Source organism: Klebsiella electrica (assembly GCF_006711645.1).
In the GTDB taxonomy this organism is placed as follows: domain Bacteria; phylum Pseudomonadota; class Gammaproteobacteria; order Enterobacterales; family Enterobacteriaceae; genus Klebsiella; species Klebsiella electrica.
The window spans coordinates 987,477-1,014,053 of sequence record NZ_CP041247.1 but is presented as its reverse complement, the minus strand read 5'-3'; the positions used below and the strand labels follow the sequence as shown (position 1 = coordinate 1,014,053).

The 26,577-nt window shown below is 57.8% G+C and carries 26 protein-coding genes and 1 pseudogene; 19 read left to right on the top strand and 8 right to left on the bottom strand.

What is annotated here, in order from left to right; all coding sequences use genetic code 11:
• Nucleotides 1–50: 50 nt before the first annotated feature.
• From hypA to Electrica_RS04805, 12 genes are all read left to right on the top strand, one after another.
• The gene (gene hypA, locus Electrica_RS04860) at nucleotides 51–401 is read left to right on the top strand and encodes a hydrogenase maturation nickel metallochaperone HypA (RefSeq protein ID WP_131048937.1); all 351 of its coding nucleotides are present in this window, start codon (nucleotides 51–53) and stop codon (nucleotides 399–401) included.
• A gap of 64 nt (nucleotides 402–465) precedes the next feature.
• On the top strand, nucleotides 466–1,338 hold the full coding sequence (hypB, locus tag Electrica_RS04855; protein ID WP_141963702.1) for a hydrogenase nickel incorporation protein HypB: 873 nt from the start codon (nucleotides 466–468) through the stop codon (nucleotides 1,336–1,338).
• Complete coding sequence (locus Electrica_RS04850; RefSeq protein WP_141963700.1) at nucleotides 1,329–1,601, top strand: HypC/HybG/HupF family hydrogenase formation chaperone; 273 nt, start codon at nucleotides 1,329–1,331, stop codon at nucleotides 1,599–1,601. The genes hypB and Electrica_RS04850 overlap by 10 nt, the downstream gene beginning before the upstream one ends.
• Nucleotides 1,601–2,722: a hydrogenase formation protein HypD gene (gene hypD, locus Electrica_RS04845; protein WP_141963698.1), complete on the top strand. Its 1,122-nt coding sequence runs from the start codon at nucleotides 1,601–1,603 to the stop codon at nucleotides 2,720–2,722. The genes Electrica_RS04850 and hypD overlap by 1 nt, the downstream gene beginning before the upstream one ends.
• Nucleotides 2,719–3,729, top strand: coding sequence for a hydrogenase expression/formation protein HypE (gene hypE / locus Electrica_RS04840; RefSeq protein WP_141963696.1), 1,011 nt, complete (start codon nucleotides 2,719–2,721; stop codon nucleotides 3,727–3,729). Before hypD ends, hypE begins: the two co-directional genes overlap by 4 nt.
• Before the next feature lie 273 nt (nucleotides 3,730–4,002).
• Nucleotides 4,003–6,060, top strand: a complete 2,058-nt coding sequence (gene flhA / locus Electrica_RS04835; protein WP_167686261.1) for a formate hydrogenlyase transcriptional activator FlhA — start codon at nucleotides 4,003–4,005, stop codon at nucleotides 6,058–6,060.
• A 38-nt stretch (nucleotides 6,061–6,098) separates the two neighbouring features.
• A complete protein-coding gene (locus Electrica_RS04830; RefSeq protein ID WP_131048943.1) occupies nucleotides 6,099–6,527 on the top strand; it encodes a TOBE domain-containing protein in 429 nt (142 codons plus the stop codon).
• 195 nt (nucleotides 6,528–6,722) lie between these two features.
• Nucleotides 6,723–7,640, top strand: coding sequence for a metal ABC transporter substrate-binding protein (locus tag Electrica_RS04825; protein WP_141963692.1), 918 nt, complete (start codon nucleotides 6,723–6,725; stop codon nucleotides 7,638–7,640).
• On the top strand, nucleotides 7,637–8,458 hold the full coding sequence (locus tag Electrica_RS04820) for a manganese/iron ABC transporter ATP-binding protein (RefSeq protein ID WP_141963690.1): 822 nt from the start codon (nucleotides 7,637–7,639) through the stop codon (nucleotides 8,456–8,458). The genes Electrica_RS04825 and Electrica_RS04820 overlap by 4 nt, the downstream gene beginning before the upstream one ends.
• A complete protein-coding gene (gene sitC, locus Electrica_RS04815; protein ID WP_141963688.1) occupies nucleotides 8,455–9,306 on the top strand; it encodes an iron/manganese ABC transporter permease subunit SitC in 852 nt (283 codons plus the stop codon). The genes Electrica_RS04820 and sitC overlap by 4 nt, the downstream gene beginning before the upstream one ends.
• The gene (gene sitD, locus Electrica_RS04810) at nucleotides 9,300–10,154 is read left to right on the top strand and encodes an iron/manganese ABC transporter permease subunit SitD (protein ID WP_142255840.1); all 855 of its coding nucleotides are present in this window, start codon (nucleotides 9,300–9,302) and stop codon (nucleotides 10,152–10,154) included. Before sitC ends, sitD begins: the two co-directional genes overlap by 7 nt.
• A 30-nt stretch (nucleotides 10,155–10,184) precedes the next feature.
• Nucleotides 10,185–10,412 carry a metal ABC transporter permease gene (locus tag Electrica_RS04805; RefSeq protein WP_407081250.1) on the top strand — a complete coding sequence of 76 codons (228 nt, stop codon included), beginning with the start codon at nucleotides 10,185–10,187 and terminating at the stop codon, nucleotides 10,410–10,412.
• 71 nt (nucleotides 10,413–10,483) lie between these two features.
• Here the strand turns inward: Electrica_RS04805 and Electrica_RS04800 are convergent, their stop codons facing one another.
• Nucleotides 10,484–10,834 carry a nitrous oxide-stimulated promoter family protein gene (locus Electrica_RS04800; RefSeq protein WP_141963686.1) on the bottom strand — a complete coding sequence of 117 codons (351 nt, stop codon included), beginning with the start codon at nucleotides 10,832–10,834 and terminating at the stop codon, nucleotides 10,484–10,486.
• A gap of 75 nt (nucleotides 10,835–10,909) precedes the next feature.
• Nucleotides 10,910–11,203: a SelT/SelW/SelH family protein gene (locus Electrica_RS04795; protein ID WP_141963684.1), complete on the bottom strand. Its 294-nt coding sequence runs from the start codon at nucleotides 11,201–11,203 to the stop codon at nucleotides 10,910–10,912.
• A gap of 216 nt (nucleotides 11,204–11,419) precedes the next feature.
• On the opposite strand from Electrica_RS04795, the gene Electrica_RS04790 reads away from it, so the two are divergent.
• The 5 genes from Electrica_RS04790 to Electrica_RS04770 all read left to right on the top strand — a co-directional run bounded on the left by Electrica_RS04790 (nucleotide 11,420) and on the right by Electrica_RS04770 (nucleotide 17,573).
• Nucleotides 11,420–13,789, top strand: a complete 2,370-nt coding sequence (locus Electrica_RS04790; protein WP_141963682.1) for a TonB-dependent receptor domain-containing protein — start codon at nucleotides 11,420–11,422, stop codon at nucleotides 13,787–13,789.
• A 161-nt stretch (nucleotides 13,790–13,950) separates the two neighbouring features.
• On the top strand, nucleotides 13,951–14,982 hold the full coding sequence (locus Electrica_RS04785) for a hemin-degrading factor (RefSeq protein ID WP_141963680.1): 1,032 nt from the start codon (nucleotides 13,951–13,953) through the stop codon (nucleotides 14,980–14,982).
• The gene (locus Electrica_RS04780) at nucleotides 14,979–15,797 is read left to right on the top strand and encodes a heme/hemin ABC transporter substrate-binding protein (protein WP_141963678.1); all 819 of its coding nucleotides are present in this window, start codon (nucleotides 14,979–14,981) and stop codon (nucleotides 15,795–15,797) included. Before Electrica_RS04785 ends, Electrica_RS04780 begins: the two co-directional genes overlap by 4 nt.
• Nucleotides 15,797–16,792: a FecCD family ABC transporter permease gene (locus tag Electrica_RS04775; protein WP_131048952.1), complete on the top strand. Its 996-nt coding sequence runs from the start codon at nucleotides 15,797–15,799 to the stop codon at nucleotides 16,790–16,792. Before Electrica_RS04780 ends, Electrica_RS04775 begins: the two co-directional genes overlap by 1 nt.
• Nucleotides 16,785–17,573 (top strand): heme ABC transporter ATP-binding protein, encoded by a 789-nt coding sequence (locus tag Electrica_RS04770; RefSeq protein WP_141963676.1) that lies wholly within the window; start codon nucleotides 16,785–16,787, stop codon nucleotides 17,571–17,573. Before Electrica_RS04775 ends, Electrica_RS04770 begins: the two co-directional genes overlap by 8 nt.
• A gap of 674 nt (nucleotides 17,574–18,247) precedes the next feature.
• Here the strand turns inward: Electrica_RS04770 and Electrica_RS04765 are convergent.
• Complete coding sequence (locus Electrica_RS04765) at nucleotides 18,248–19,732, bottom strand: carboxylesterase/lipase family protein (RefSeq protein WP_208764236.1); 1,485 nt, start codon at nucleotides 19,730–19,732, stop codon at nucleotides 18,248–18,250.
• 102 nt (nucleotides 19,733–19,834) lie between these two features.
• Here Electrica_RS04765 and Electrica_RS04760 point away from each other — a divergent pair, with 102 nt between their 5' ends.
• Complete coding sequence (locus tag Electrica_RS04760; RefSeq protein WP_141963674.1) at nucleotides 19,835–20,737, top strand: LysR substrate-binding domain-containing protein; 903 nt, start codon at nucleotides 19,835–19,837, stop codon at nucleotides 20,735–20,737.
• Between the two features lie 79 nt (nucleotides 20,738–20,816).
• On the opposite strand, the pseudogene Electrica_RS04755 reads toward Electrica_RS04760, so the two are convergent.
• Nucleotides 20,817–20,981: pseudogene (locus Electrica_RS04755) on the bottom strand (integrase); the annotation flags it as partial.
• Nucleotides 20,982–21,107: 126 nt separating this feature from the next.
• Here Electrica_RS04755 and mutS point away from each other — a divergent pair.
• Nucleotides 21,108–23,675, top strand: coding sequence for a DNA mismatch repair protein MutS (gene mutS / locus Electrica_RS04750; protein ID WP_142255838.1), 2,568 nt, complete (start codon nucleotides 21,108–21,110; stop codon nucleotides 23,673–23,675).
• A 124-nt stretch (nucleotides 23,676–23,799) separates the two neighbouring features.
• Here mutS and Electrica_RS04745 read toward each other — a convergent pair whose 3' ends face one another.
• The 4 genes from Electrica_RS04745 to Electrica_RS04725 all read right to left on the bottom strand — a co-directional run bounded on the left by Electrica_RS04745 (nucleotide 23,800) and on the right by Electrica_RS04725 (nucleotide 26,557).
• A complete protein-coding gene (locus tag Electrica_RS04745; protein ID WP_100684545.1) occupies nucleotides 23,800–23,952 on the bottom strand; it encodes a Hok/Gef family protein in 153 nt (50 codons plus the stop codon).
• A gap of 337 nt (nucleotides 23,953–24,289) precedes the next feature.
• The gene (locus Electrica_RS04735; RefSeq protein ID WP_141963672.1) at nucleotides 24,290–24,526 is read right to left on the bottom strand and encodes a non-oxidative hydroxyarylic acid decarboxylases subunit D; all 237 of its coding nucleotides are present in this window, start codon (nucleotides 24,524–24,526) and stop codon (nucleotides 24,290–24,292) included.
• Between the two features lie 10 nt (nucleotides 24,527–24,536).
• Nucleotides 24,537–25,964, bottom strand: a complete 1,428-nt coding sequence (locus Electrica_RS04730) for a non-oxidative hydroxyarylic acid decarboxylases subunit C (RefSeq protein ID WP_141963670.1) — start codon at nucleotides 25,962–25,964, stop codon at nucleotides 24,537–24,539.
• Nucleotides 25,964–26,557 (bottom strand): non-oxidative hydroxyarylic acid decarboxylases subunit B, encoded by a 594-nt coding sequence (locus Electrica_RS04725; RefSeq protein WP_142255837.1) that lies wholly within the window; start codon nucleotides 26,555–26,557, stop codon nucleotides 25,964–25,966. The genes Electrica_RS04730 and Electrica_RS04725 overlap by 1 nt, the downstream gene beginning before the upstream one ends.
• Nucleotides 26,558–26,577 lie beyond the last annotated feature (20 nt).

Here is a 26,577-nt window from a genome sequence, read left to right as displayed (position 1 = left end):
GACCTGGCATCGTTATTGCATATATGGCCCATCGCGATACGGAGGCGACCATGCACGAAATCACTCTTAGCCAGCGGGCGCTGGAAATTATTGAACAGCAGGCGCAGCAGGCCGGCGCGCGTCGGGTGACCGGCGTGTGGCTGAAGGTCGGCGCATTTTCCTGCGTGGAAGCCAGCGCATTGACCTTCTGTTTTGAGCTGGTGTGCCGCGGCACGCTGGCGGAAGGCTGCGAACTGCATATTGCCGAACAACAGGCCGAATGCTGGTGTGAATCCTGCCAGCAGTACGTGCATCTCATCTCGCAGCACGTGCGGCGCTGCCCGCAGTGCCAGAGCGACACCTTACAAATCGTCGCCGACGACGGCTTACAGATCCAACGAATAGAAGTGAGCCCCGACTGATTCGGGTTGTTTCCGACGAGACCAAAACAACGTGAACGATGACGGGACAGATCAGGAGTAAACTATGTGTACCACTTGCGGCTGTGGGGAAGGCAACCTTTATATCGAAGGTGATGAGCATAACCCCCACTCGGCGTTTCGCAGCGCCCCCTTCGCGCCAGCCCCGCGCCAGACCATGACGATTACCGGCGTCAAAACCGATAGCTTCTCCCCTACCCGCTCAGAGAGTGGCGACCTGCACTACGGCCACGGCGAGGCAGGAACCCACGCGCCGGGCCAGAGCCAGCGCCGGATGCTCGAGGTGGAAATCGACGTGCTGGATAAAAACAACCGTCTGGCGGCCCGCAACCGCGCACGCTTTGCCGCGCGCGGCCAACTGGTGCTGAACCTGGTCTCCAGCCCCGGCTCCGGCAAAACCACACTGCTAAGTGAAACCCTGCTGCGGCTGAAAGGAAAAACCGCCTGCGCGGTCATCGAAGGCGACCAGCAGACGGTCAACGACGCCGCGCGCATTCGCGCCACCGGCACCCCGGCTATTCAGGTCAATACCGGCAAAGGCTGCCACCTTGATGCGCAGATGATTGCCGATGCCGCCCCGCGTCTGCCGCTGGCGGATCATGGCATTCTGTTTATTGAAAACGTCGGCAACCTGGTGTGCCCGGCGAGCTTCGACCTCGGCGAACGTCACAAGGTGGCGGTGCTGTCGGTCACCGAAGGCGAAGATAAGCCGCTGAAGTATCCGCATATGTTCGCCGCCGCCAGCCTGATGCTGCTAAATAAAATCGACCTGCTGCCGTACCTCAACTTTGATGTTGCGAAGTGCCTTGCCTGCGCGCGCGAGGTCAATCCCGATATTGAGATCATTATGCTGTCCGCCACCAGCGGCGAAGGCATGGATAAATGGCTCAGCTGGCTGGAGGCGCAAACATGTGCATAGGCATTCCGGGGCAAATCTGCGCCATTGACGGCCATCTGGCGAAGGTCGAAGTGTGCGGCATCCAGCGCGAAGTCGATCTGACGCTGGTGGGAAGCGTGGATGAACGGGGGCAGCCGCGCCTCGGCCAGTGGGTACTGGTCCACGTGGGCTTCGCCATGAGCATCATTAATGAAGCGGAAGCCCGCGATACCCTTGAGGCATTGCAAAATATGTTTGACGTCGAGCCTGACGTGGGCGCGCTGCTGTACGGCGAGGAGCGATAATGCGTTTTGTTGATGAATATCGCGCGCCGGAGCAGGTGATGCAGTTGGTTGAGCATCTTCAGGCGCGCGCGCATCTGCTGCCTCATACCGCCGGGCATCCGCTGCGCATTATGGAGGTGTGCGGCGGCCATACGCACGCCATCTTTAAATTCGGTCTCGACCAGCTGCTGCCGGAGAATATCGAATTTATTCACGGCCCCGGCTGCCCGGTCTGCGTCCTGCCGATGGGGCGAATCGACACCTGTATCGATATCGCCAGCCGCCCGGGGGTGATTTTCTGCACCTTCGGCGACGCCATGCGTGTGCCCGGTAAAAACGGCTCCTTGCTGCAGGCGAAATCCCGCGGCGCCGATGTGCGGATCGTCTATTCACCGATGGATGCGCTGAAGCTGGCGCAGCAGAACCCGCAACGGGAAGTGGTGTTCTTCGGCCTCGGTTTTGAAACCACCATGCCCGCTACCGCGCTGACGCTGCGTCAGGCCCGCGAGCGCAACGTGGATAACTTCTTCTTTTTTTGTCAGCACATCACCCTGCTCCCGACCCTGCGCAGTCTGCTCGACCAGCCTGATAACAGCATCGATGCCTTTCTTGCTCCGGGCCATGTCAGTATGGTCATCGGCACCGAGGCCTACGGATTTATCGCCAGCGACTACCGACGTCCTTTAGTGGTGGCTGGTTTCGAACCTCTTGATCTACTGCAAGGCGCGGTGATGCTGGTTGAGCAGACAATAGCGCAGCGCAGCCAGGTCGAAAATCAGTACCGCCGCGTGGTGCCTGATGCAGGCAACCCGCTGGCGCAATCGGCGATTGCCGACGTTTTTTGCCTGTCCGGCGATAGCGAGTGGCGCGGGCTGGGGGTCATCAACAACTCCGGCGTGCGCCTGACGCCCGCCTATCAGCGCTTTGACGCTGAAGCCCATTTTCAGCCGGCGCCGCAGCGCGTCTGCGACGATCCGCGCGCGCGCTGTGGCGATGTGCTGACCGGCCGCTGTAAGCCGCATCAGTGCCCGCTGTTTGGCCAAGTCTGTAACCCACAAAGCGCGTTTGGCGCGCTGATGGTCTCATCAGAAGGCGCTTGCGCCGCCTGGTATCAATATCGCAGTCAGGAAAATGAAGTATGAAAAGCGTCCAGTTAGCGCACGGTAGCGGGGGTCAGGCAATGCAGCAGCTGATCGCCTCCCTGTTTATGCAGGCTTTCGCCAACCCGTGGCTGGCGGAGCAGGAAGATCAAGCGCGTCTCGATCTGGCACAACTGACCGCTCAGGGCGATCGTCTCGCCTTCTCCACCGACAGCTACGTTATCGATCCGCTGTTTTTCCCCGGCGGCGACATCGGCAAGCTGGCAGTATGCGGCACCGCCAACGACGTGGCGGTCAGCGGCGCTCTGCCGCGCTACCTCTCCTGCGGATTTATCCTCGAAGAGGGGCTGGAGATGGCCACGCTGGAACGCGTGGTCAACAGCATGGCCCGTACCGCGCAGGCCGCTGAGATAGCCATCGTCACCGGCGATACCAAAGTCGTGCCGCGCGGCGCGGCAGATAAACTGTTTATTAATACCGCCGGGATCGGCGCTATTCCGGCGGGTATTCGCTGGGGGGCGCAGCAGATTGCTCCCGGCGACGTGCTGCTGGTCAGCGGCACGCTGGGCGACCACGGCGCCACCATTCTCAACCTCCGCGAACAGCTGGGACTGGACGGCGCGCTGTCCAGCGACTGCGCGGTGCTGACGCCCTTAATTCAGACGCTGCGCGCTATTCCCGGCATTAAAGCGCTGCGCGATGCGACCCGAGGCGGAGTGAACGCCGTGGCTCATGAATTTGCCGCCGCCAGCGGCTGCGGTATTGAGCTGCACGAACAAAAGCTGCCGGTGAACGAGACCGTGCGCGGGGTGTGCGAACTGTTAGGCCTGGACGCGCTTAACTTCGCCAATGAAGGCAAGCTGGTGATTGCCGTCGCCCGGGAAGCGGCTGAGGCCGCGCTGGCGCAGCTTCAAAGCCACCCGCTTGGCCGCCGCGCCGCGATTATCGGCGACGTGGTCGAGCGTGCCGGGGTGCGTACGATCGGCCTGTACGGCGTGAAGCGGACGCTGGACCTTCCCCACGCCGAGCCGCTGCCGCGGATTTGTTAACGGGGACGGGCTCCCGGATTGCGGCTGGCGCCTTATCCGGGCTACCGGCTACGCACGGACCCGTAGCGAGGCTAAGCGCAGGACTGTAGCCCGGCTAAGCGCAGCGCGAGCCGGGAAAAACCAGCACCATTATCCAGCCCAAATCCGCGGGCAGCTACGGATGGGTTGGCAGCGGCAACAACCGCTTTATTAACATACTATTATTTGTGTCATCACTTTCTTACGCGCCGCTTTGCAGGTGCGTTTTGGACCTCAGTAATGTCGTATACACCATTGGGCGATTTCGGGCAGCAAGGGCTGTTCGATATCACCCGCATTTTATTACAGCAGCCCGATCTGGCGGCGCTGAGTGAAACGCTGACCCGCCTGGTGCAGCAATCCGCGCTTGCGGATCGGGCGGCGATTATTCTGTGGAACGCCGGGAACCATCGCGCGGCAAGGTATGGCTGTGACGAAGCGGGCCTACCGGTCAGCTACGAAGATGAGACCGTACTGGCGCACGGGCCGGTGCGTCGCCTGTTGTCGCGTCCCGATGCGCTGCACTGCGACAAAGAGACCTTTGTCGAGGCCTGGCCTCAACTGACCAGCAGCGGACTCTATCCACCGTTTGGCTATTACGGCCTGCTGCCGCTGGCGGCGGAAGGCCGCATCTTTGGCGGCTGCGAGTTTATCCGTAACGACGCCCGACCATGGAGTGAGAAAGAGTTCCAGCGGCTGCATACGTTTACCCAGCTGGTTGCGGTGGTGACCGAGCAGATCCAGAGCCGGGTCAGCAACAACGTCGATTACGATCTGTTGTGCCACGAGCGCGACAACTTTCGCATTCTGGTTGCTATCACTAACGCCGTGCTCTCCCGACTGGATATCGACGAGCTGGTCAGCGAAGTGGCCAAAGAGATTCACCACTATTTCCGCATCGACGCGATCAGCGTGGTGCTACACAGCAGCCGCAAAGGCAAACTGAATATCTACTCGACCCATTATCTCGACGCCAGCCATCCGGTTCACGATCAGAGCGAGGTGAATGAAGCCGGTACGCTGACCGAACGGGTGTTCAAAAGCAAAGAGATGCTGCTGCTCAATTTGCACGAGCACGACTCGCTGGCCCCGTATGAGAAAATGCTTTTTGAGATGTGGGGCAACCAGATTCAAACCCTGTGCCTGCTGCCGCTGATGTCCGGCAATACGCTGCTGGGCGTGCTGAAACTGGCGCAGTGCGATGAGAAGGTGTTCACCACCACCAACCTCAAGCTGCTGCGGCAAATTGCCGAGCGGGTGTCGATCGCCGTCGATAATGCCCTCGCCTACCGCGAAATTCAGCGGCTAAAAGAACGGCTGGTGGATGAGAATCTCGCGCTCACCGAACAGCTGAATAATGTCGAAAGCGAGTTTGGCGAAATTATTGGCCGCAGCGAAGCCATGCACAGCGTACTCAAACAGGTCGAGATGGTCGCCCAGAGCGACAGTACCGTCCTGATCCTCGGCGAAACCGGCACCGGCAAAGAGCTGATTGCCCGCGCTATTCATAACCTCAGCGGACGTAACGCGCGGCGAATGGTGAAGATGAACTGCGCCGCGATGCCCGCCGGGCTGCTGGAAAGCGATCTCTTCGGCCATGAGCGCGGCGCGTTTACCGGAGCCAGCGCCCAGCGCATCGGCCGTTTCGAACTGGCAGATAAAAGCTCGTTATTCCTCGATGAAGTGGGCGATATGCCGCTGGAACTTCAGCCGAAGCTGCTGCGGGTTCTGCAGGAACAGGAGTTTGAACGCCTCGGCAGCAACAAGCTGATCCGCACCGATGTCCGGCTGATCGCCGCCACCAACCGCGATCTCAGGCAGATGGTCGCCGATCGCGAATTTCGCAGCGATCTCTACTATCGCCTGAACGTCTTTCCGATCCACCTGCCGCCACTGCGCGAACGTCCGGACGATATCCCGCTGCTGGTCAAAGCGTTTACCTTTAAAATCGCCCGCCGCCTCGGGCGCAACATCGACAGCATTCCGGCAGAAACCCTGCGCACGCTGAGCCGCATGGAGTGGCCGGGCAACGTTCGTGAGCTGGAAAACGTGATTGAACGCGCGGTGCTGTTAACCCGCGGTAGCGTGCTGCAATTGTCGCTGCCGGAGATGAATATCGACGAGGAGACGATAACGGCGGAGGTGCTTGCGCAAGAGGGCGAGGATGAATATCAGCTGATCGTCCGGGTGCTGAAAGAGAGCAACGGCGTGGTTGCCGGGCCGAAAGGGGCGGCGCAGCGGCTGGGGTTAAAGCGTACGACACTGCTTTCGCGCATGAAACGTCTGGGTATTAACAAAGATGAGCTAGTATAAATCCGGTAGTCAATTAATCAGCCACACAAGGAGATTTTATGGCGATATCAGCACGTAACCAGCTGACCGGTACGGTCAGCGCAGTTGCCGCCGGCGCGGTCAACGATGAAGTGGAATTGACCCTTGCGGGCGGCGCAAAACTGGTGGCGATCGTCACCCACAGCAGCAAGGAGGCGCTGGGTCTGGTTGCCGGTAAAGAAGCCATCGCGCTGATTAAAGCGCCGTGGGTCACGCTGGCTACCGAGGATTGCGGTCTGAAGTTCTCCGCACGCAACCAGTTTGCCGGTAGCGTCACCCGCATCACAGAAGGGGCGGTCAACGCAACGGTGCACATCAAAACCGACGCGGGTTTCGATATCGTCGCCGTCGTCACCAATGAAAGTCAGGAAGAGATGAAGCTGGTCGAGGACAGCCGGGTGATTGCGCTGATCAAAGCCTCTGCCATTCTCATCGCCACCCGCGCGTAATCCGCTGCAAACGCCGCTTCACACGAAACGGCGTTCTTCGAAACATCTTGCCACTTTCCCCGCGACAGACGATTTCCACGGCGTCACCCTCAACTTACAAATAATAATCATTTTCATTTATAAATAGCATGTGCTATATAACATAGCAATGGCTATAACAGATGATTAATTAACCACATTGATGTGAGGGATCCTATGCTGCACCTGCCGCCTCTGAAGCACCTGCTCTTTACCGCTCTGCTCGGCCTGCTGGCGATCGCCCCGGCCCAGGCCAGTGAAAAATTCAAAGTGATCACCACTTTTACGGTGATTGCCGATATGGCGCAAAACGTCGCCGGGGAGGCGGCCGAGGTCAGCTCGATTACCAAACCCGGTGCCGAGATCCACGAATACCAGCCGACGCCCGGCGATATAAAACGCGCCCAGGGGGCACAGCTGATCCTCACCAACGGCCTGAATCTCGAACTGTGGTTCGCCCGCTTTTATCAGCATCTGAACGGGGTCCCGGAAGTGGTCGTCAGCGAGGGCATTCAGCCAATGGGGATCAGCGAAGGCCCCTATAACGGCAAACCCAACCCCCATGCGTGGATGTCGGCGGATAACGCGCTGATCTACGTCGATAATATTCGTGATGCGCTGGTCAAGTACGATCCGGCGAATGCGCAGACCTATCGTCAAAACGCCGCCGTTTATAAAGAGAAAATCCGCCAGACCATGGCGCCGCTGAAGGCCGAGCTGGCGAAACTGCCGGCAGAGAAGCGTTGGCTGGTCACCAGCGAAGGCGCGTTCTCCTACCTGGCACGCGACAACGGGCTGAAGGAGCGCTACCTGTGGCCAATCAATGCCGACCAGCAGGGCACGCCGCAGCAGGTGCGTAAAACCATCGATATCATGAAAAAAGAGCATATCCCGACTCTCTTTAGCGAAAGCACCATTTCAGATAAACCGGCGCGCCAGGTAGCGCGGGAAGCCGGCGCCCACTATGGCGGCGTGCTGTATGTTGACTCCCTGAGCACCGCCGATGGCCCGGTTCCGACCTATCTGGATCTGCTGCGGGTCACGACGCAAACCATCGTCCAGGGCATCAATGACGGGATGAGGAAACAGCCATGAGCGCTGATATGCCGGGCCTCGCGGTCAACCAGGTCAGCGTGACCTATCGCAACGGCCACACCGCGCTGCGCGATGCCACCTTCAGCGTCCCGCGCGGCTCAATTGCCGCGCTGGTGGGCATCAACGGTTCGGGAAAATCGACGCTGTTTAAAGCGCTGATGGGCTTTGTTCGCCTGGCCCATGGCGAGATTGCCATACTCGGCCAGCCGGTTCATCGCGCGCTGCGCCAGAATCTGGTGGCCTATGTCCCGCAATCAGAGGACGTTGACTGGACCTTTCCGGTACTGGTAGAGGATGTCGTCATGATGGGCCGCTACGGGCATATGGGCTGGCTGCGACGGGCCACAGCCCATGACCGGGAAGTGGTTGATGCAGCGCTGGCCCGCATCGGGATGAGCGACTATCGCCACCGGCAAATCGGCGAGCTGTCCGGCGGGCAGAAAAAACGGGTGTTCCTTGCCCGCGCCATCGCTCAGCAGGGCAAGGTCATTCTGCTGGATGAGCCGTTTACCGGCGTTGACGTCCAGACCGAAACCCAAATCATCGCCCTGCTGCGCGAGCTGCGTGATGACGGCTGCACGCTGCTGGTCTCGACCCACAATCTCGGTTCGGTCAGCGAGTTTTGCGATTACACGGTGATGGTCAAAGGTACCGTGCTGGCCAGCGGGCCGACGGAAACGACCTTTACCGCCGCCAATCTCGAACTCGCTTTCAGCGGCGTGCTGCGCCACGTGGTGCTCAGCGGCGGCGAAGAGCAGATTATCACCGACGATGAACGGCCGTTTATCAGCCGCCGGACGACGGGAGGTGAAGGATGAGCTGGCTGATCGAGCCGTTCGGCTATCAGTATATGCTGAATGCAATGTGGGTCTCGGCGCTGGTGGGCGGCGTGTGCGCCTTTCTCTCCTGCTACCTGATGCTGAAAGGCTGGTCGCTGATTGGCGATGCTCTCTCCCACTCCATCGTACCGGGCGTGGCGGGAGCCTATATGCTCGGCCTGCCCTTCGCCGTCGGCGCTTTTCTCTCCGGAGGGCTGGCGGCGGGGAGCATGCTGTTTCTCAACCAGCGTTCGAAACTCAAAGAGGATGCCATTATCGGCCTGATTTTTTCGTCGTTCTTCGGTATCGGGCTGTTTATGGTGTCGCTCAACCCTACCTCGGTGAATATCCAGACCATTATTCTCGGCAATATCCTGGCGATCGCCCCGGAAGATATTATTCAGCTGGCGGCCATCGGCGCGGTTTCCATGGCGCTTCTGCTGCTGAAATGGAAAGATCTGATGGTGACCTTTTTCGATGAGAACCACGCCCGTTCCATTGGCCTGAACACCACGGCGCTGAAGCTGCTGTTCTTCACCCTGCTGGCGGCCTGTACCGTGGCGGCCTTGCAAACCGTGGGCGCCTTTCTGGTCATTTGTCTGGTCGTCACCCCGGGAGCGACTGCCTGGCTGCTGACCGACCGCTTTCCACGCCTGCTGGCGATTGCCGTCGCGATTGGCAGCCTGACCAGCTTTTTCGGCGCCTGGCTAAGCTACTATCTGGATGGCGCCACCGGCGGCATTATCGTCGTGGCGCAGACCTTGCTCTTTCTGCTGACCTTTGTCTTTGCGCCAAAACACGGCCTGTTGGCCAACCGCCGCCGCGCCAGGGAGGCCTCATGTTGCTGAGCACGCTTCTCGAACCGTTGCAGTTTTCGTTTATGGTCAACGCCATGCTGGTGGCGGTTATCGTTGCCATTCCCTGCGCGCTGCTGTCGGTTTTTCTGGTGCTGAAAGGCTGGGCGTTGATGGGTGATGCGATGAGTCATGCGGTCTTTCCCGGCGTGGTGGTGGCCTATATTCTCGGCATTCCGTTCGCCATTGGCGCCTTTGTTGCCGGGCTATTCTGCGCCATCGCGACCGGTTATCTCGACGATAACAGCCGCATCAAGCGCGATACCATTATGGGCATTGTCTTTTCCGGCATGTTTGGCGCCGGGCTGGTGCTGTATGTCGCCATTCAGTCCGAAGTCCATCTCGACCATATTCTGTTTGGCGACATGTTGGGGATTTCCGCCAGCGATGTTGGGCAAACGTCGGCGATTGCGCTAGTAATTGCGCTGATTATCGGACTAAAGTGGCGCGATTTTCTGCTGCACGCCTTCGATCCGCATCAGGCTAAAGCCAGCGGATTACGCTGCGGCCTGCTGCACTACGGACTGCTGTGCATGATTGCCCTGACCATCGTGGCGACGCTCAAAGCGGTGGGAATTATTCTGTCAATCTCGCTGCTGATTGCCCCCGGCGCCATTGCTCTGCTGCTGACCCGGCGTTTTATCCGCGCGCTGCTGCTGGCGGTGGCGATTGCGGTGAGCTGTTCGCTGGGCGGCGTGTGGCTGTCGTTTTACCTGAATAGCGCCCCGGCACCGACCATCGTGGTGTTGTTTACCGCGCTGTTTATTATCACCTTTGTCTGGAGTTCGGTTCGCGATAAGCGAACCACGGCCCACTCCGGCGAGGCCCCGGGTCGCGGCTGACGCCTTACCCGGGCTACTTTACCCGAGGCCATTGCTCTGCTGCTGACCCGGCATTTTATCCGCGCGCTGCTGCTGGCGGTGGCGATTGCGGTGAGCTGTTCGCTGGGCGGCGTGTGGCTGTCGTTTTACCTGGATAGCGCCCCGGCACCGACCATCGTGGTGTTATTTACCGCGCTGTTTATTATCACCTTTGTCTGGAGATCGGTTCGCGATAATCGAACCACGGCCCACTCCGGTGAGGCCCCGGGTCGCGGCTGACGCCTTACCCGGGCTACTCAGACCGACCGCACGCAGTGTAGCCCGGCTAAGCGCAGCGCAAGCCGGGGAAATCACCGCGGCTTTTTAGGCCGGTATTTTTGCGGAAGCTCTGGCACGGGACGTCGGTCGTCAATGAGGTGGCGAATCGTCAGAATCGGATGGCGCCAGAGCATTCGCGGCCCGGCCCAACGCATGATTTGCTTCATTTCTTCGCGTTTTGCCGGCTGATAGCAATGGACCGGGCACTGCTTACAGGCCGGCTTCTCTTCGCCAAACACGCACTTATCCAGCCGCTTATCGGCATAGGCGTTCAGCGCCTGATAATGTTCCACGTCGGCCTGCGCGTCCGGGCAGCGGCGCTGATAGAGCGAAATCATGCTGCGGATAGTCTTTTTTTCCCGGTCGATACGTTGACCCGCCATGGCGCTTCTCCATCAATAAAGATGCAAAAATAATACACCTTTATAGCCTCTGGCGCAGCCGTTTTCCCCTGGCGCTTACGTCGGATCGGCTGACCTATCGACGTGGCCCAGCGACTTCTCCGGGAAACAGACATCCCGTACCCGGCGCTTAAGCTCCGCCGCGTCCGGGAAACCCTCATCCTGCTTGCGGTCCCAGATTTGTACGTCGTCGACGGTAATGGTGAAGATGCCGCCGGTGCCCGGGACCAGCGTGACCGAGCCGATATCGGTACTGAACGTATGCAGCAGCTCCTGCGCCATCCAGCTGGCGCGCAGCATCCAGTTGCATTGGGAGCAGTAGTTGATCGTAATCGCAGCTTTGTGACTCATGATGTTCTCGCTGTATGTAAAGGGCAGATTGTAAACAACTTGCAGATTAAATGAGGAATACATGATTATTTTGTTGCAAATGATAATACCTATCATTACCATTCGCAATTATAAGTCATGGAGAAAAAGAGTCCGCTAACGGAAGCAACGGGACTCGCCTGCAAATCTGGAAGTAACGCGTGAGCCGATACTAATAATTATCAAGGCGTGGCTACTATGTATAAATCCACTCACTCACCGGCCTGGTTTAAGAAAAGCCTGCTGGTGACTTCGTTGCTTGCAGCAATCTATCAGACGACCGCCGGGGCAGCTGATACCACCGCACACACCACCACCAGCGATGCATCATTGGATAGCTCCGAGCAGATGACCGTCACCGCACCCGCTCCTCTGCTTAAAGCCGGCAGCGAACATTCGGTCAGCTCGCAGGAGTTGCAGGACAAAGGAGCCAAAGATTTTGGTTCCGTCATGCGTTACGAACCCCTGATCGGCGCAACCGGCGCCAGCGGCGGCTCGGGTAATGGCAAAAGCGGCTTCGACCGCGGCGGCTATACCGGTTATAACATTCGCGGGCTGGAAAGCAACCGCGTCGGGATTGATGTCGACGGCATCGCGCAACCGAATGCGACCGGACGCGGCTACGTCGGTCGTGCCGGTCTGAATACCTTTGGCATCGGGCGCGATTACATCGACCCGTATATGTACGGCAGCATCCATATTCAGTCCGGCGCCACCTCGACGGAAACCGCCAACACCGCTATCGGCGGCAGCGTCTCCTTCCAGCCGAAATCCGCCGATGACTATCTGCATCCGGGGAAAACCAGCGCCTTCGGCTACCGGAGCGGCTACGACTCAGCCGACCGCAGCTGGCATAACGGCGTGACGGTGGCCGGCGGAGATGAAACCCTGCGCGGTATTTTCGTCTACAGCCGCCGTGACGGTCAGGAAACGGCAAATAACAGCGATAAGATTGACGCCTATCCGGCCAACTGGCACTCCGATGCCTTTATGGCCTCCGGCATCTGGCAGCCGAATGATGACCACAAGCTGACCAGCACGCTCGACTACTACCATAAAACCAACCATAGCCATTTTGACAGCTGGGATAACAACGGCAACAGCATCACTGGCGAGGCCAACCAGACCAGCCAGACTCGTCGCTGGGGCATCAGTCTGAAAGACGACTGGACGCCAATGAATGACTACCTCGACAGCATGTCGACCAAAGTCTACTACCAGCACACCGAGGCCCATGACTGGACCTGGATGCCGGACAGCACCGCCAGAGCCATGGAAACGGTCAACTCCAACTACGATACCGACACCTGGGGCATTCAGACTACGCTGGCGAAATCTATCGGCCGCCACGACCTGAGCGCCGGACTCAACGCCAGCACCATCAAAACCCAGCGTCCGTTCAGCCAGTCGCCGGCCCCGAGCATCTACAGCGAAATCATGCAGCCGGAAGCCGACAGCCGGGGCTACACTCTGGGCGGCTTCGTTCAGGATAAGATCAACTTCGATCTCGACAGCCACAACTTTGCCGTGATCCCCGGCGTGCGCGTGGTGCATCAATCCACCAAACCGGAGAGTCTCGGCGATCTGACCACCAACAGCAGCGTGTTGACGGAGTCCTCCGTCGCCAGGCTGTATGGTAAAAACGCCGATACTCAGGTGCTGCCGTCCCTGACGTTCCAGTACGATATCACTCCGCGTACCATGACCTACCTGCAGTATAAACGCGGCGCCGAGTTCCCCAATGCCAGCCAGTTGTACGGCTCCTGGAACCTCGGCTCCAGCTACGCCGGACGAGCGCAGTATGCGTTGATCGGTAACACCGATCTGAACACGGAAACCAGCGACAACGTCGAGTGGGGCTTAAAAGGCGAAGTGGTCGAAGGGATCACGTTGCGCACCGCCCTGTTCTACAACAACTACAAGAACTTCATCGCCTATAGCCGCTATACCCGTTCCGGCAATCCGGACCATTTCACCAACGTTCCGTCGAATATCTATACGATTTATCAGGCGGAAAACCGCGATAAAGCCTATATCTACGGCGGCGAAATCAGCGCCAAATTCAACTTCGGCAGCTGGTTTGACGAGGTTAACGGCCTGAGCGCGACGCTGGCCTATGGCTATAGTGAAGGGAAATCGAAATCCAGCTATCTCGGCGACAAGTATATCGACCTCGACAGCGTGGCGCCGATGAAGGCTATCGTCGGCGTGGCCTGGAACGATCCGGCGAAACGCTACGGGACCGCGCTGACCGCCACCTTCGTGAAAGGTAAGCAAGCCAGCGCCACTAACCGCGAAAGCTATATCAACACCGGTGCCGCTATTGCCAACGCCTCCAGCGAATACATGCGTGTGCCAGGCTACGGCATGCTGGACCTGACGGCCTGGTGGCAGGTGGCGAAGAACGTGCGGCTTAACGGCGGCGTTTACAACATTACCGACAGGCAATACTGGGATTACCTGAGCAGCCGCAATATTGAGACGTCGACGAATCAGGACGCCTACGATAAAGCGCTGGCGACGATGCCGGGCCGGACCTGGCAGCTGGGCGTCAACGTCGATTTCTGATGGCCCGCAGAATAATCCATCCCATGGATTTCAGCCTGCCGGCGGGAGTCGCGATACGCAGACTCAGGTGAGTGATCCGACAGCCCGCGCGCATCATGCTGAAAGACAGCCTGCTCCCTGGCCACGGCCGGGGATATTCATCGTAGAGAAGGATATGAATTATGCAATACAACGCAAACGAACTGTGGCAGCGCTATCAGACCACCAAAGCGCAGGCTGACGTCAAATATGCCCGCGATATCGCCGCTGAAATGGGCATTAGCGAAGCGGAATTAACCGCCGCTCGCGTTGGCCACGACGCCGTTCGCCTGCAGGACGATATACGGGCAATCATCGCCGGACTGGAAGACGTCGGCGAGACCAAATGCATCTGCCGTAATCAATATGCGGTCCATGAGCAGGTGGGCCAGTTTACCCACCAGCATCTGAGCGGCCATGCCGGACTGGTGCTGAACCCGCGGGCGCTCGATCTGCGTCTGTTCCTCAGCCAATGGGCCAGCGCCTTCCACCTGAGTGATAACGGCCGCCAGAGCATTCAGTTCTTCGACCATCACGGTGACGCGCTGTTGAAAGTCTATGCGACCGCGCAAACCGATATGACGGCGTGGGGAGCGCTGATTGCCGGGAAAACCCATGCTGCCCCGACCCCATTAGCTATCCGCCCCGTTGATGCCCCGCGCTACGCCGCTTCCGCCGACGGCGCGGCGCTGGAAAATGAATGGCGCGCCATGACCGACGTCCATCAGTTCTTCGGGCTGTTGCGAAAATATAACCTCTCCCGTCAGCAGGCTTTCCGTCTGGTCAGCGATGACCTGGCCTGCCGCATTGACCACGATGCCCTGCCGCACCTGCTGGAAACTATTCGCGAAGAGGGCAATGAGATCATGATTTTCGTTGGCAACCGCGGCTGCGTGCAAATCTTCACCGGCATCCTCGAAAAGCTGGCCCCGATGCGCGGCTGGCTCAACATCTTCAATACCACCTTCACCCTGCACCTGCGCGCAGACAGCATTGATGAAATCTGGGTAACCCGTAAGCCAACCTCGGATGGCCACGTCACCAGCGTGGAGCTGTTTGCCCAGGACGGTACGCAAATCGCCCAGCTGTACGGGCAGCGTAGCGAAGGGCACCCGGAGCAGGCAACATGGCGTAGCCAGGTTGACCGCCTGACGACGGAAGGACAGAGCGCATGAAACGCTGGCTGATACTGTTTGCCGCTCTGCCGCTGTTTGCGCATGCCGCTGCCGAACGCATTATCTCCCTTGGCGGCGATGTCACGGAAATCGTCTATGCCCTGGAGGCGCAGCAGCAGCTGGTCGCCAAAGACAGCACCAGCACCTGGCCTGCCGCCGCGCGATCGCTGCCGGATGTCGGCTATATCCGTCAGTTGAACGCCGAGGGGATCCTGTCGTTACGCCCGACGCTCGTCCTGGCAAGCGCACAGGCCCGGCCTTCTCTGGTCTTACAAAAGGTAGAGGACAGTCGAGTAAAAGTGGTCAATATCCCGGGCGGTAACCATCTGTCGGCGATTGACAAAAAAATCGCCGCGGTCGCCGACGCACTGGGTAAGCAGACTGAAGGCGACGCCCTGCGCCGCACCGTCGCCGCTCAGATAGCGCAAATCCCCACGCAGCCGGTCGGTAAACGGGTGCTGTTTATTCTCAGCCACGGCGGAATGAACACCATAGTCGCCGGGCAAAAGACCGCGGCGGACGGCGCTATTCAGGCCGCCGGGCTGCAGAACGCGATGCAGGGATTCGACCATTATCGCAGCATGTCGCAAGAAGGGGTGATCGCCAGTCTGCCGGAGCTGGTGGTTATCTCCGCTGACGGGCTTAAAGGCATGGGCGGCGAGGCCGGTTTATGGAAGCTGCCGGGGCTGGCGCAAACGCCTGCCGGTCGCCATAAACAGGTGCTGGTGATTGATGATATGGCCCTGCTCGGCTTTGGCCCGCGGACGCCGCAGGCGGTCAGCGCGCTGCGGAAAAAAGCGGAGCAGCTCCCCTGATGCGCCCCACCCTCGCTCGCCATCTGTGGTTAATGGCCTTGCTGCTGGTGAGCCTGACGCTGTTCGCGACCACTCTCGGCGCGATGTCTCTGCCGCTTGCCAGCCTGTGGCCGCCGGGGGATGAGGTGCTACGCCATATCTGGCTAACCATTCGTCTGCCGCGCGTCCTGCTGGCGCTGCTGGTCGGCGCCGCGCTGGCGCTCTCCGGCTGCGTCATGCAGGGGTTGTTCCGCAACCCGTTGGCCGATCCGGGCCTGCTGGGGGTCAGCAGCGGCGCGGCGCTGGCGGTGGCCTGCTGGCTGGTCCTGCCGTTGTCGGTTCCGGCGCTGGTGGCGCTGTATGCCCCGATGCTGGCGGCGTTTATCGGGAGTATCGCCGTCATGGTGGTCATTTTTATCCTCAGCCGGACCGGTGAAGGTTCGCTCTCGCGCCTGCTGCTGGTCGGTATCGCCATCAATGCGCTGTGCGGCGCGCTGGTGGGAGTGCTGGCGTGGATAAGTAATGACACCCAGTTGCGCCAGCTGTCGCTGTGGGGGATGGGCAGTCTCGGCCAGGCAGAGTGGCCCACGCTGCTGGTCGCGGCCACCTTGATCTTTCCTGCTTCGCTGGTCATCTGGCTGATGGCTTCCCGTCTCAACCTGCTACAGCTTGGCGATGAAGAAGCCCACTACCTGGGAATTAACGTCCGGGCGGTGCAGCGTCTGTTGCTACTGTGCAGCGCGTTGCTGGTGGCCTCTTCGGTGGCGATCAGCGGCGTGATTGGCTTTATTGGCCTCGTGGTGCCGCACCTGATACGAATGTGGCTGGGGCCGGATCACCGCGCGCTGGTGCCAGGCTCGCTGCTGGCCGGGGCGATCTTGCTGCTGCTGGCCGATACCCTCGCCCGCACCGTCGCCGCCCCCGCCGAAATGCCGGTCGGTCTGCTGACCAGCATGCTCGGCGCGCCGTGGTTTTTATGGTTGATTTTCCGCCAGCAGAGGACGACGTATGGATAATCGTGACAGCACCTGGCGCGCCACGTCACTCTCTTTGCAGCTGGGTAAACGCCGGGTCATCGACGATGTGTCGGTCCGGCTGTGCGGCGGAGAGATGACTGCGCTGATTGGCCCTAACGGCGCCGGGAAATCAACGCTGCTGCGGCTGCTGACCGGTTTCTTATCCCCGAATGGCGGTGAACGTTATGTAGAAGGACGCCCGCTGGAACACTGGTCGTCGGAAGCCCTCTCCCGCCGCCGGGCGGTGATGCTGCAACGCACACAGCTTCATGCCGACTGGCCGGTGGAAACGGTTATCGCCATGGGGCGCTCTCCATGGGGTAAACACCCGGACCCGCAGATGATTCAGCAGGTGATGGCGGAAACCGGCTGCGATCATCTGGCGGGCAGACGTTATCCTTCGCTCTCCGGCGGCGAGCAGCAGCGGGTCCAGTTGGCCCGTTGTCTCGCTCAGCTGTGGTATGACGATGCGCCACGGGGCTGGCTGTTTCTCGACGAACCGACCTCGGCGCTGGATCTTTACTATCAACAGCATCTGCTGCGTCTGCTGAAACGGCTGACCCGCAGCGGCCAGCTGCACGTCTGCATCGTGCTGCACGACCTCAATCTCGCCGCGCTGTGGGCTGACCGCATTCTGCTCCTCCATCAGGGAAAACTGGTCGCCGAAGGAACGCCGCAGGAGGTCATTCGTCAGTCGGTTATCAGCCGCTGGTACGGTGCTGAAGTGCGAATGGGTGAGCATCCCGACGTCGCCATCCCCCAGGTGTATCTGGCGCCATAGCCGGAGACGAGTACGCCCGCAGGTACTCGTCCGCCGTTCAGTTGCAATGCACACACGACATCTATCTTGCTCATTACACGCTATTTAAAATTTAAGTCGAAAAAGGAGGCACATTCAGATTAATCAGTTAACATAGCCTTACGTGGCAAGGCTATTTTATATTTTGACAGATACAAAAGTATAATAATGAATAAAAGTCATTACTTCGAAAATAAAACTGGAACTTACAGCGTGAAATACGAATTTATTTATATGTAAATGAAGCAATCTGAAGATATTACAATCGTGCAGAACGCTATCTTTTTTGCGCCTGTGAAAATGAATGATAGCCAACACCTGCACCTCGCTGATTTCAGATGTTCTAGAGTTGAAGACCGGGATTGCTTCATCATAGAGTTCCCGATATAAACTGGATAGTGTATTTGTTATGTAAGCAAAGGCTTGAGGAGGATAGTCCAAAAAATACTGGGTGAAAAATGAAAGCCTACATTCGACTTCCTGTGCCGGTGATGCCGCCGCAATTAATTTTTCCAATGGCAAACGGAGCCAAACCAGGTTCTGGCATTTATATTTCTTGCTCGTGCTTATGCCATCGGAAATTGCAGAAGCGCGCAGGTTGATTTTTGCCCCAGCTCCCGGCGAACCTCCTTGCCCATCGGGAGCGCTATCTGAAGCTATTCGAGATGGTGGATAACGCTTATCCGCTTATCAAAATGCATGACGGCGCGTTGCTCCTGATAGCTGGGCCAGGACAGGATGTTTTCACCGTTGGGTTCCCCCGTATAGACGAAGGCGCTTAATGCCTGCTGAAAACGCTCAGTCAGCGCCTCCAGCTCGCGCTGGTTAGCGCCCTGTAGCATTGGCGCAGCGGCCCACTCCCCAGGGTTGCCAAATAAGAATGGCAGATCGAGGCAATGTCCGGCGCCAAGTTCCGGCAGAGGTGATTGCCAGTCAAAATGATAGAAATAGGTCTGCGGTTGCTTCCAGGCTATCTGGCTATCGGCAAATGTAAAAGCCGGGCGGATGAAATCAGCCTCACTTCGCATGTCTGCGACCACATTACGCGGGGTATCCGGAATGCGCCTGGCCCTGGCTGTTTTTAGCATCAAAGCCCCCTTGTCTTTACCGTACTGTTTCTCAAACAGCGCGGTCAGCTGGCTGTCCGTCAAACTATCAAGCGGCGAGTGGCCCAGGGAGAATGAAAAGTACTCTTCCCGGGTGATGCCAATAACCGTCTTACACCACGCGGCGCTTCCTGCGGCAATAGACTGTATGGGATCGCGTGGAATAAGGTAGCCATCAATAACCGGCATAAAGGGTGGTGTGATATCCCCGTCAACGGTTTTCGGCGGCTTAATACGTTGTAACGCCGCCAGCAGCTCCCGGGAGGTGGGAACCCGCAATTTATCCACCGCATCTGCGGGATAGCCCAGCTCTTTGAGCAAGAGGGAGCGAAATGCTGTCGATTCCTCGGTCGTTTTCAGCGATAAACCCAGCGGGGCACTCATCAGGATCGCCTGATCAAAAAGCGATTGTCCGATTGGCGTGCCCAGCATAACGGCAATACTGTATGCCCCTGCCGACTGCCCCACGACGGTGACGCGTTGGGGATCGCCCTTAAACGCTCCAATAGCCTGCCGTATCCATCGTAAAGCCGCAATCTGATCGTGAAGCCCAAGGTTCACCGCATCGAGTTCAGGAACAGGCATAAATCCCCATATGCCCAGACGATAATTCATCGTGACCACCGCCATCCCGCTATTTTTTGCCAGTTCATGGCCATCGTAGCAGGATAGCGAACCGCCTCCGGTCATAAACGCGCCGCCGTGAATGAATACCAGGACGGGGACGGGACGATCGACGTTTTGAGGTACCCAGATATTGACGTGCAGGCTATCTTCGTCCTGGCGGCAATGACTGGCGCCCATCACGGCATCCAGGCGTGACGGGAGCTGAGGACAGACCGTTCCAGGTTGGGTCGCATCATAAACCTCATCCCAGCATGGGGGAGAGGATGGCTTATCAAACCGGCTTACCCCGCTACGCGGCTGCGAATAGGGAATTGCCCGGAAGGCACTGATCCCATCCACGCATAGACCACGTACTTTTCCGAATGGCGTTTCTGCAATGACGCTGCTGACTGTGTTCATATCCGACATTTGAGTTTCCTCCACAATGGCTGAGTTCCCACAGTATAAAATTGAACCGAGGCTACCTTCGTTCTATTATCAATCCTGTTTCGTCCCATATATGGAACAATCATGGATTATCTTGACGATCTCTATCTTTTTAAACAGGTTGTTGATTGTAATGGTATTTCATCAGCCTCCCGTCATCTGGGCATCGCAAAATCCACCCTTTCCCGGCGGATCAATGCCCTGGAATCACGTCTGGGGGTCAAGCTATTCCACCATAGCCCGCGCCAATTTCAGCTCACGCACTTTGGCATCGCGTGTTACGAGAAATGCACGGCATTAGTGGATCAGGCAGAACAGATCCACAGTATGGCGGAACAGTTGCGTGCACACCCGGCGGGGCGACTACATATCATTTGCCCGCCGATGATAGGTTCATTAGTGATAGAAGAAATAGCGGCGGAATTCGCCTGTCTTGCGCCAGAGGTTCAACTTTATCTTGAAGAGACAACCGGCATCTACGATCCGAGAAGTTCGCAGGCAGATATTGTGATTTATCCGGCGTTTAAACCATTGGCAGACTCCACCCTCGTTGCTCGCCAATTTCTTATTTCATCTTATGCGTTAGTTGCCCACCCTGATGTACTGGCTGGTAAACCGGCGTTAGTCCACCCTCAGGATTTGGCTGGATTCAACTGTCTGGCGCTGGGAGAAGGCACGCTCAACGGGGTCTGGGAGTTGACAAATGAGCAGCAGATCTCCCGGTTTTATTTTAAGCCCGCATTTATCGCCACTCAGCCCACGGCATTGCTGCATGCCGCCCGTCAAGGAATGGGGATTGCGTCATTGCCCGGACTGTTAATCCAGGACGACCTGCAACAAGGTAAGCTGGTGCCCGTTTTGCCGCACTGGCAGCCCGTTCCTGTCACCTTCTTTGCCCTCCATCCGGGTAATAAAGTTATCACCGTCGCAGCCCGCAGGTTCTTAGATCTATTGCTTGCCAGAACTCAGCATTTTGAACATGGGTGATTTAAGTAGCCTCAATAAATTGCAACATTATATTAACATATAACGAGAGCGCGCGACCCGGCCAGGGACAGCCTTTATTTTTGGCACCGAACCCAACGGATGAATCACGATGGCTGTCAGTGATAAGATACGGTTTTCGCTCTGGATTGGGTAAGTAGACAACTTTTCCAGCTTTGTCCAGACCTGGTTTGACGTCGATAGATAGCTTATTGATTATAATCGACTGATTGAGTGTCATTTTCATCAATGTATCCCAGATAGTCGTCAGAATACTTCTGGTATACAAATTTATCGATTTATATGGGTTTAAAGCGGTTTTACATGGGGCTACATAGGGAATCGCAAAACTTAAAAAATGAGTAAAATTAATATGCAAGAGTCTGTCGACAAGGATCTCTCAGACCATACGCCAATGATGCAGCAGTATCTTAAGCTGAAAGCTCAGCACCCGGAGATCCTGCTGTTCTATCGTATGGGGGACTTTTACGAGCTGTTTTATGACGATGCGAAACGCGCATCGCAACTGCTCGATATTTCGCTGACCAAACGCGGTGCCTCGGCGGGCGAGCCGATCCCTATGGCCGGAATCCCACACCATGCGGTGGAAAACTACCTTGCCAAACTGGTCAATCAGGGCGAATCGGTAGCCATTTGCGAACAGATTGGCGACCCGGCCACCACCAAAGGTCCGGTCGAGCGCAAGGTGGTGCGTATCGTCACGCCCGGCACCATCAGCGATGAAGCGCTGCTGCAGGAGCGTCAGGATAACCTGCTGGCCGCTATCTGGCAGGACAGCAAAGGCTTTGGCTATGCGACGCTGGATATCAGCTCCGGTCGTTTTCGCCTGAGCGAACCGGCCGACCGTGAAACCATGGCCGCCGAGTTGCAGCGTACCAACCCGGCTGAACTGCTGTATGCCGAAGATTTTGCCGAGTCGGCGTTGATTGAAGGCCGCCGCGGCCTGCGCCGCCGTCCGCTATGGGAGTTTGAAATCGACACCGCGCGCCAGCAGCTGAATTTACAGTTTGGCACCCGCGACCTGGTCGGTTTCGGCGTCGAAAACGCGCCACGGGGTCTTTGCGCCGCCGGCTGCCTGTTGCAGTACGTCAAAGATACCCAGCGCACCTCCCTGCCGCATATTCGCTCCATCACGATGGAGCGCCAGCAGGACAGCATTATCATGGACGCGGCAACCCGCCGTAACCTTGAGATAACCCAGAATCTGGCCGGTGGTTTCGACAATACGCTGGCGTCGGTGCTCGACTGCACCGTAACCGCGATGGGCAGCCGGATGCTCAAACGCTGGCTGCATATGCCGGTGCGCGATACGGTGGTGCTCGTCGAACGTCAGCAAACCATCGGCGCACTGCAGGAGCGTTATAGCGAACTGCAGCCGGTGCTGCGTCAGGTGGGCGATCTGGAACGTATTCTGGCGCGACTGGCGCTGCGCACCGCGCGTCCGCGCGATCTCGCCCGCATGCGTCATGCGTTCCAGCAGCTGCCTACCCTGCGCGAGATGCTGGCCGACGTCAGCTGCGCGCCGGTCCAGAAGTTGCGCGATAAAATGGGCGAGTTCAGCGAACTGCGCGAACTGCTCGAACGCGCGATTATCGATGCGCCGCCGGTGCTGGTGCGCGACGGCGGCGTTATTGCCCCCGGCTACCATGAAGAGCTCGATGAATGGCGCGCGCTGGCGGATGGCGCCACCGATTATCTCGATAAGCTGGAAATTCGCGAACGCGAAAGGCTAGGGCTGGACACGCTGAAGGTCGGTTACAATGCCGTTCACGGTTACTACATCCAGATCAGCCGCGGCCAAAGCCAGCACGCCCCGATTCACTACGTCCGTCGCCAGACGCTGAAAAACGCCGAGCGCTACATTATTCCGGAACTCAAGGAGTATGAAGACAAAGTACTGACGTCGAAAGGGAAAGCGCTGGCGCTGGAGAAACAGCTCTACGAGCAGCTGTTCGATATGCTGCTGCCGCACCTTGCCGACCTTCAGCAAAGCGCCAGCGCGCTGGCGGAGCTGGATGTGCTGGTAAACCTCGCCGAGCGTGCGGAAACCCTGAACTACTGCTGCCCGACCTTTAGCGATAAACCGGGTATCCGCATCAGTGAAGGCCGCCACCCTGTGGTTGAGCAGGTTTTGAAAGAACCTTTTATCGCCAACCCATTAAATCTGGTCCCGCAGCGGCGGATGCTGATTATTACCGGCCCGAATATGGGCGGTAAAAGTACCTATATGCGTCAGACTGCGCTGATTGCGCTGCTGGCCTGGATAGGCAGCTACGTCCCGGCGGAAAAAGTTGAAATCGGCCCCATCGATCGCATCTTTACCCGCGTCGGCGCGGCCGATGACCTGGCAAGCGGCCGTTCCACTTTCATGGTCGAAATGACCGAAACCGCCAATATTCTGCACAACGCCACCGAACACAGCCTGGTACTGATGGATGAAATCGGCCGCGGGACCTCTACCTACGATGGCCTGTCGCTGGCGTGGGCCTGTGCGGAAAGCCTGGCCAATAAGATTAAGGCACTGACCCTTTTTGCCACCCACTACTTCGAACTGACCCAGTTGCCGGAGAAAATGGAAGGCGTGGCGAACGTCCATCTTGATGCGCTGGAACATGGCGATACCATCGCCTTCATGCACAGCGTCCAGGATGGCGCCGCCAGCAAAAGCTACGGTCTGGCGGTTGCCGCGCTGGCGGGCGTGCCTAAAGAGGTGATTAAGCGCGCGCGGCAGAAATTGCGCGAACTGGAGAGCATTGCCCCAGGCGTTGCCGCCACGCAGGTCGACGGTACGCAGATGTCGCTGCTCTCCGCCCCGGAGGAGACCTCGCTGGCGGTAGAAGCCCTGGAGAACCTCGATCCGGATTCGTTGACCCCGCGTCAGGCGCTGGAGTGGATTTACCGGCTGAAGAGCCTGGTGTAACGCCTTCTTGTTCCGCTGAAGCGACAAAAGGGCAGCCCGCTAAGCGCTGCCCTTTTACAAAAATAAATGGGTGCGAGAGGATGCGACCTGACAACCAATACGCGGGGTCGCCCCCGCGCGGTTGCTACTTCTTCGGTTCGTAAGCGAGAACAGCTTTAAACTCCATACTACGCTCTTTAATATTCAGCTCGCACAATGAGCCGCGTACCATTAGCGTAAATCCCAGCACCGTAATACACAGTACAATGATTGCCACAAGGGCATATTTTGTCAGCATGTCTTGCCTCCCTGCAAAGAAGAGACTAACATCTGAATTGTTCAGGTTCAAACGCCAGCCTCAGTTGATAGAAATATCTCCTGGGGCTTTCGCCTGTCTGAACCCTGTCAATGCTCAAAGCCAGACAGCCTCAAGCACCCGCCGTTATTCTATACTCACCTGGTCGACAAAATTACCCCACCGGAATAAAACGGAATGGAATTATTTTAGATTGCGAGAAGACTCGCAAATATTGATATGCCGTTAATCTTTTACGTTATTTTGAATTTTAATTAATAAAGATTTTTTCATTGATAAGAGAAATATAAAAAGGGCCCGACTGCGCGGCCCCGTTTATTTAGCCTTTATCTTCCGCCAGCAGCGGCGGAATACTCGGCACCATCGGCGCCTCATCAATATCTTTCTGGGTCATCCGAAATGCTTCCGGGTAGTGCTCGCGACTAATACGGCGCAGCGGTTCGGTGTCGCGCCAGGTATAGAAACAGTGCTGGCACTGGAACACAGTCCAGACATCTTTTACCGGCGACTTCGCCAGCACGTCAATCTGCGCATCGGCGCAACGTGGACACATCATCTTTTTCTCCTTACTTACGGTTGGCCAGCATGGCGGTCAGTTTTTCAACCCAGGCTCTGGTTTCAGGGAGATCCCGCACCGGCTGGCTGTAGTGGCCGCGGAGATCCGGCGCAACCGGCGTGGTGGCATCAATAACCAGTTTGTCGGTAATTCCCGCCGGGCTGGAGCCAGGGTCAAGCTCCAGCACGGACATATTCGGTAGCTGTACCAAATCTCCCGCCGGATTGACCTTCGAAGACAGTGCCCACATCACCTGAGGGAGGTTGAACGGGTCAACGTCCTCATCAACCATAATCACCATCTTCACATAACCCAGGCCGTGCGGCGTGGTCATTGCCCGCAGGCCAACCGCCCGCGCAAAACCGCCGTAGCGTTTTTTGGTCGAGATAATCGCCAGCAGGCCGTGGGTATACATGGCATTGACAGCCTGCACTTCCGGGAACTCAGCTTTGAGCTGCTGATATAGCGGTACGCAGGTCGCCGGGCCCATCAGATAATCAATTTCGGTCCACGGCATACCGAGGTACAGCGATTCAAAAATCGGTCTCGTGCGATAAGAAACTTTATCGATGCGCACCACCGTCATATTGCGCCCGCCGGAGTAGTGACCGGTAAATTCACCGAACGGGCCTTCGATTTCACGTTTGCGGCTCTCGATAACGCCTTCAAGAATCACCTCCGACCCCCACGGCACATCAAAACCGGTCAGCGGTGCGGTGGCAATCGGATACGGGCTTTCACGCAGCGCACCCGCCATTTCATATTCCGACTGATCGTACTTCAGCGGCGTTGCGCCCATGAGCGTGATAATCGGGTCATTGCCTAATGTAATAGCGATTGGCAGATCTTCGCCGCGCTCTTCGGCTTTGTGCAGGTGTAGCGCGATATCATGCATGGGGACAGGCTGCAGGCCGAGCTTGCGTTTGCCCTTCACCTCCATGCGATAGATTCCGACGTTCTGCTTGCCAAAGTGGTTGGGGTCGAGCGGATCGCGCGAGACGACGCAGGCTTTATCGAGATAAAAACCACCATCCCCATCGTTCAGACGAAACAGCGGCAGAATATCAAACAGGTTAATATCCTGGCCGTCGACGGTATTCTCCGCCCACCCCGGGTTAGCCCTGCGCTCCGGCGTGACCGGGTATGCATCCCAGCGGAGGATAAACTCATCAATCTGTTTCCTCACCGGCGTGTTAGCCGGCAGACCCAGCGAGATAGCATGGTTCTGCCACGAACCGATGGTATTCATCGCCACCCGGGCATCGGTAAAGCCGCGAATATTGTCAAACCACAGCGCCGGTGCCCCATCGCCGATACGCCCGGTGGCGTTAGCCGCGGCAGCCAGATCCGGTTCGGCGTTCACTTCTTCACAAATTTTCAGCAATTGCCCCTGGTCGTCCAGCGCCTGTAAAAAGCTGCGCAAATCATCAAAAGCCATTATTTATCCTCCTGTGAAAAATTCTCTGTGGCCCGTAGTCCGTTCCAGCGACGCGCTTTGTGGTACTCAAGACCAAACTGATCCAGAACTCGCGTGACAACGTGGTCAGTCACGTCTTCAATCGTTGCCGGATGGTTGTAATAAGCAGGCATCGGCGGCACTATCGCCACCCCCATACGGGACAGGGCCAGCATGTTTTCCAGGTGGATAGTGCTCAACGGCATTTCCCGTGGGACAAGCACCAGCCTGCGCCCCTCTTTCAGCACCACATCCGCCGCACGTCCAACCAACCCTTCTGCATAACCCGCACGAATTCCGGCCAGCGTTTTCATACTGCAGGGGATGACAATCATGCCCGCGGTACGAAAGGAGCCTGATGAGATGATGGCGGCCTGGTCAGCAGGGCTATGTGAGAAATCGGCCAGTTCAGCCACTTCACGAGCGCTATACGGCGTTTCCAGTTCAATCGTGGTTTTAGCCCACTTCGACATCACCAGATGGGTTTCCACTTCCGGCATCCCGCGAAGCGCCTTAAGCAGCGCGACACCCAACGGAGCACCGGTGGCACCGGTTATCCCGACAATCAGCTTCATCATTTCCTCCACATATCGTT

What these genes read in the sequence shown, in the direction of transcription:
- hypA (WP_131048937.1), top strand. Translation starts at nt 51, where the DNA reads ATGCACGAAATCACTCTTAGCCAGCGGGCGCTGGAAATTATTGAACAG.
- hypB (WP_141963702.1), top strand. Translation starts at nt 466, where the DNA reads ATGTGTACCACTTGCGGCTGTGGGGAAGGCAACCTTTATATCGAAGGT.
- Electrica_RS04850 (WP_141963700.1), top strand. Translation starts at nt 1,329, where the DNA reads ATGTGCATAGGCATTCCGGGGCAAATCTGCGCCATTGACGGCCATCTG.
- hypD (WP_141963698.1), top strand. Translation starts at nt 1,601, where the DNA reads ATGCGTTTTGTTGATGAATATCGCGCGCCGGAGCAGGTGATGCAGTTG.
- hypE (WP_141963696.1), top strand. Translation starts at nt 2,719, where the DNA reads ATGAAAAGCGTCCAGTTAGCGCACGGTAGCGGGGGTCAGGCAATGCAG.
- Electrica_RS04830 (WP_131048943.1), top strand. Translation starts at nt 6,099, where the DNA reads ATGGCGATATCAGCACGTAACCAGCTGACCGGTACGGTCAGCGCAGTT.
- Electrica_RS04825 (WP_141963692.1), top strand. Translation starts at nt 6,723, where the DNA reads ATGCTGCACCTGCCGCCTCTGAAGCACCTGCTCTTTACCGCTCTGCTC.
- Electrica_RS04820 (WP_141963690.1), top strand. Translation starts at nt 7,637, where the DNA reads ATGAGCGCTGATATGCCGGGCCTCGCGGTCAACCAGGTCAGCGTGACC.
- sitC (WP_141963688.1), top strand. Translation starts at nt 8,455, where the DNA reads ATGAGCTGGCTGATCGAGCCGTTCGGCTATCAGTATATGCTGAATGCA.
- Electrica_RS04800 (WP_141963686.1), bottom strand. Translation starts at nt 10,834, where the DNA reads ATGGCGGGTCAACGTATCGACCGGGAAAAAAAGACTATCCGCAGCATG.
- Electrica_RS04795 (WP_141963684.1), bottom strand. Translation starts at nt 11,203, where the DNA reads ATGAGTCACAAAGCTGCGATTACGATCAACTACTGCTCCCAATGCAAC.
- Electrica_RS04790 (WP_141963682.1), top strand. Translation starts at nt 11,420, where the DNA reads ATGTATAAATCCACTCACTCACCGGCCTGGTTTAAGAAAAGCCTGCTG.
- Electrica_RS04785 (WP_141963680.1), top strand. Translation starts at nt 13,951, where the DNA reads ATGCAATACAACGCAAACGAACTGTGGCAGCGCTATCAGACCACCAAA.
- Electrica_RS04780 (WP_141963678.1), top strand. Translation starts at nt 14,979, where the DNA reads ATGAAACGCTGGCTGATACTGTTTGCCGCTCTGCCGCTGTTTGCGCAT.
- Electrica_RS04775 (WP_131048952.1), top strand. Translation starts at nt 15,797, where the DNA reads ATGCGCCCCACCCTCGCTCGCCATCTGTGGTTAATGGCCTTGCTGCTG.
- Electrica_RS04770 (WP_141963676.1), top strand. Translation starts at nt 16,785, where the DNA reads ATGGATAATCGTGACAGCACCTGGCGCGCCACGTCACTCTCTTTGCAG.
- Electrica_RS04765 (WP_208764236.1), bottom strand. Translation starts at nt 19,732, where the DNA reads ATGTCGGATATGAACACAGTCAGCAGCGTCATTGCAGAAACGCCATTC.
- Electrica_RS04760 (WP_141963674.1), top strand. Translation starts at nt 19,835, where the DNA reads ATGGATTATCTTGACGATCTCTATCTTTTTAAACAGGTTGTTGATTGT.
- mutS (WP_142255838.1), top strand. Translation starts at nt 21,108, where the DNA reads ATGCAAGAGTCTGTCGACAAGGATCTCTCAGACCATACGCCAATGATG.
- Electrica_RS04745 (WP_100684545.1), bottom strand. Translation starts at nt 23,952, where the DNA reads ATGCTGACAAAATATGCCCTTGTGGCAATCATTGTACTGTGTATTACG.
- Electrica_RS04735 (WP_141963672.1), bottom strand. Translation starts at nt 24,526, where the DNA reads ATGATGTGTCCACGTTGCGCCGATGCGCAGATTGACGTGCTGGCGAAG.
- Electrica_RS04730 (WP_141963670.1), bottom strand. Translation starts at nt 25,964, where the DNA reads ATGGCTTTTGATGATTTGCGCAGCTTTTTACAGGCGCTGGACGACCAG.
- Electrica_RS04725 (WP_142255837.1), bottom strand. Translation starts at nt 26,557, where the DNA reads ATGAAGCTGATTGTCGGGATAACCGGTGCCACCGGTGCTCCGTTGGGT.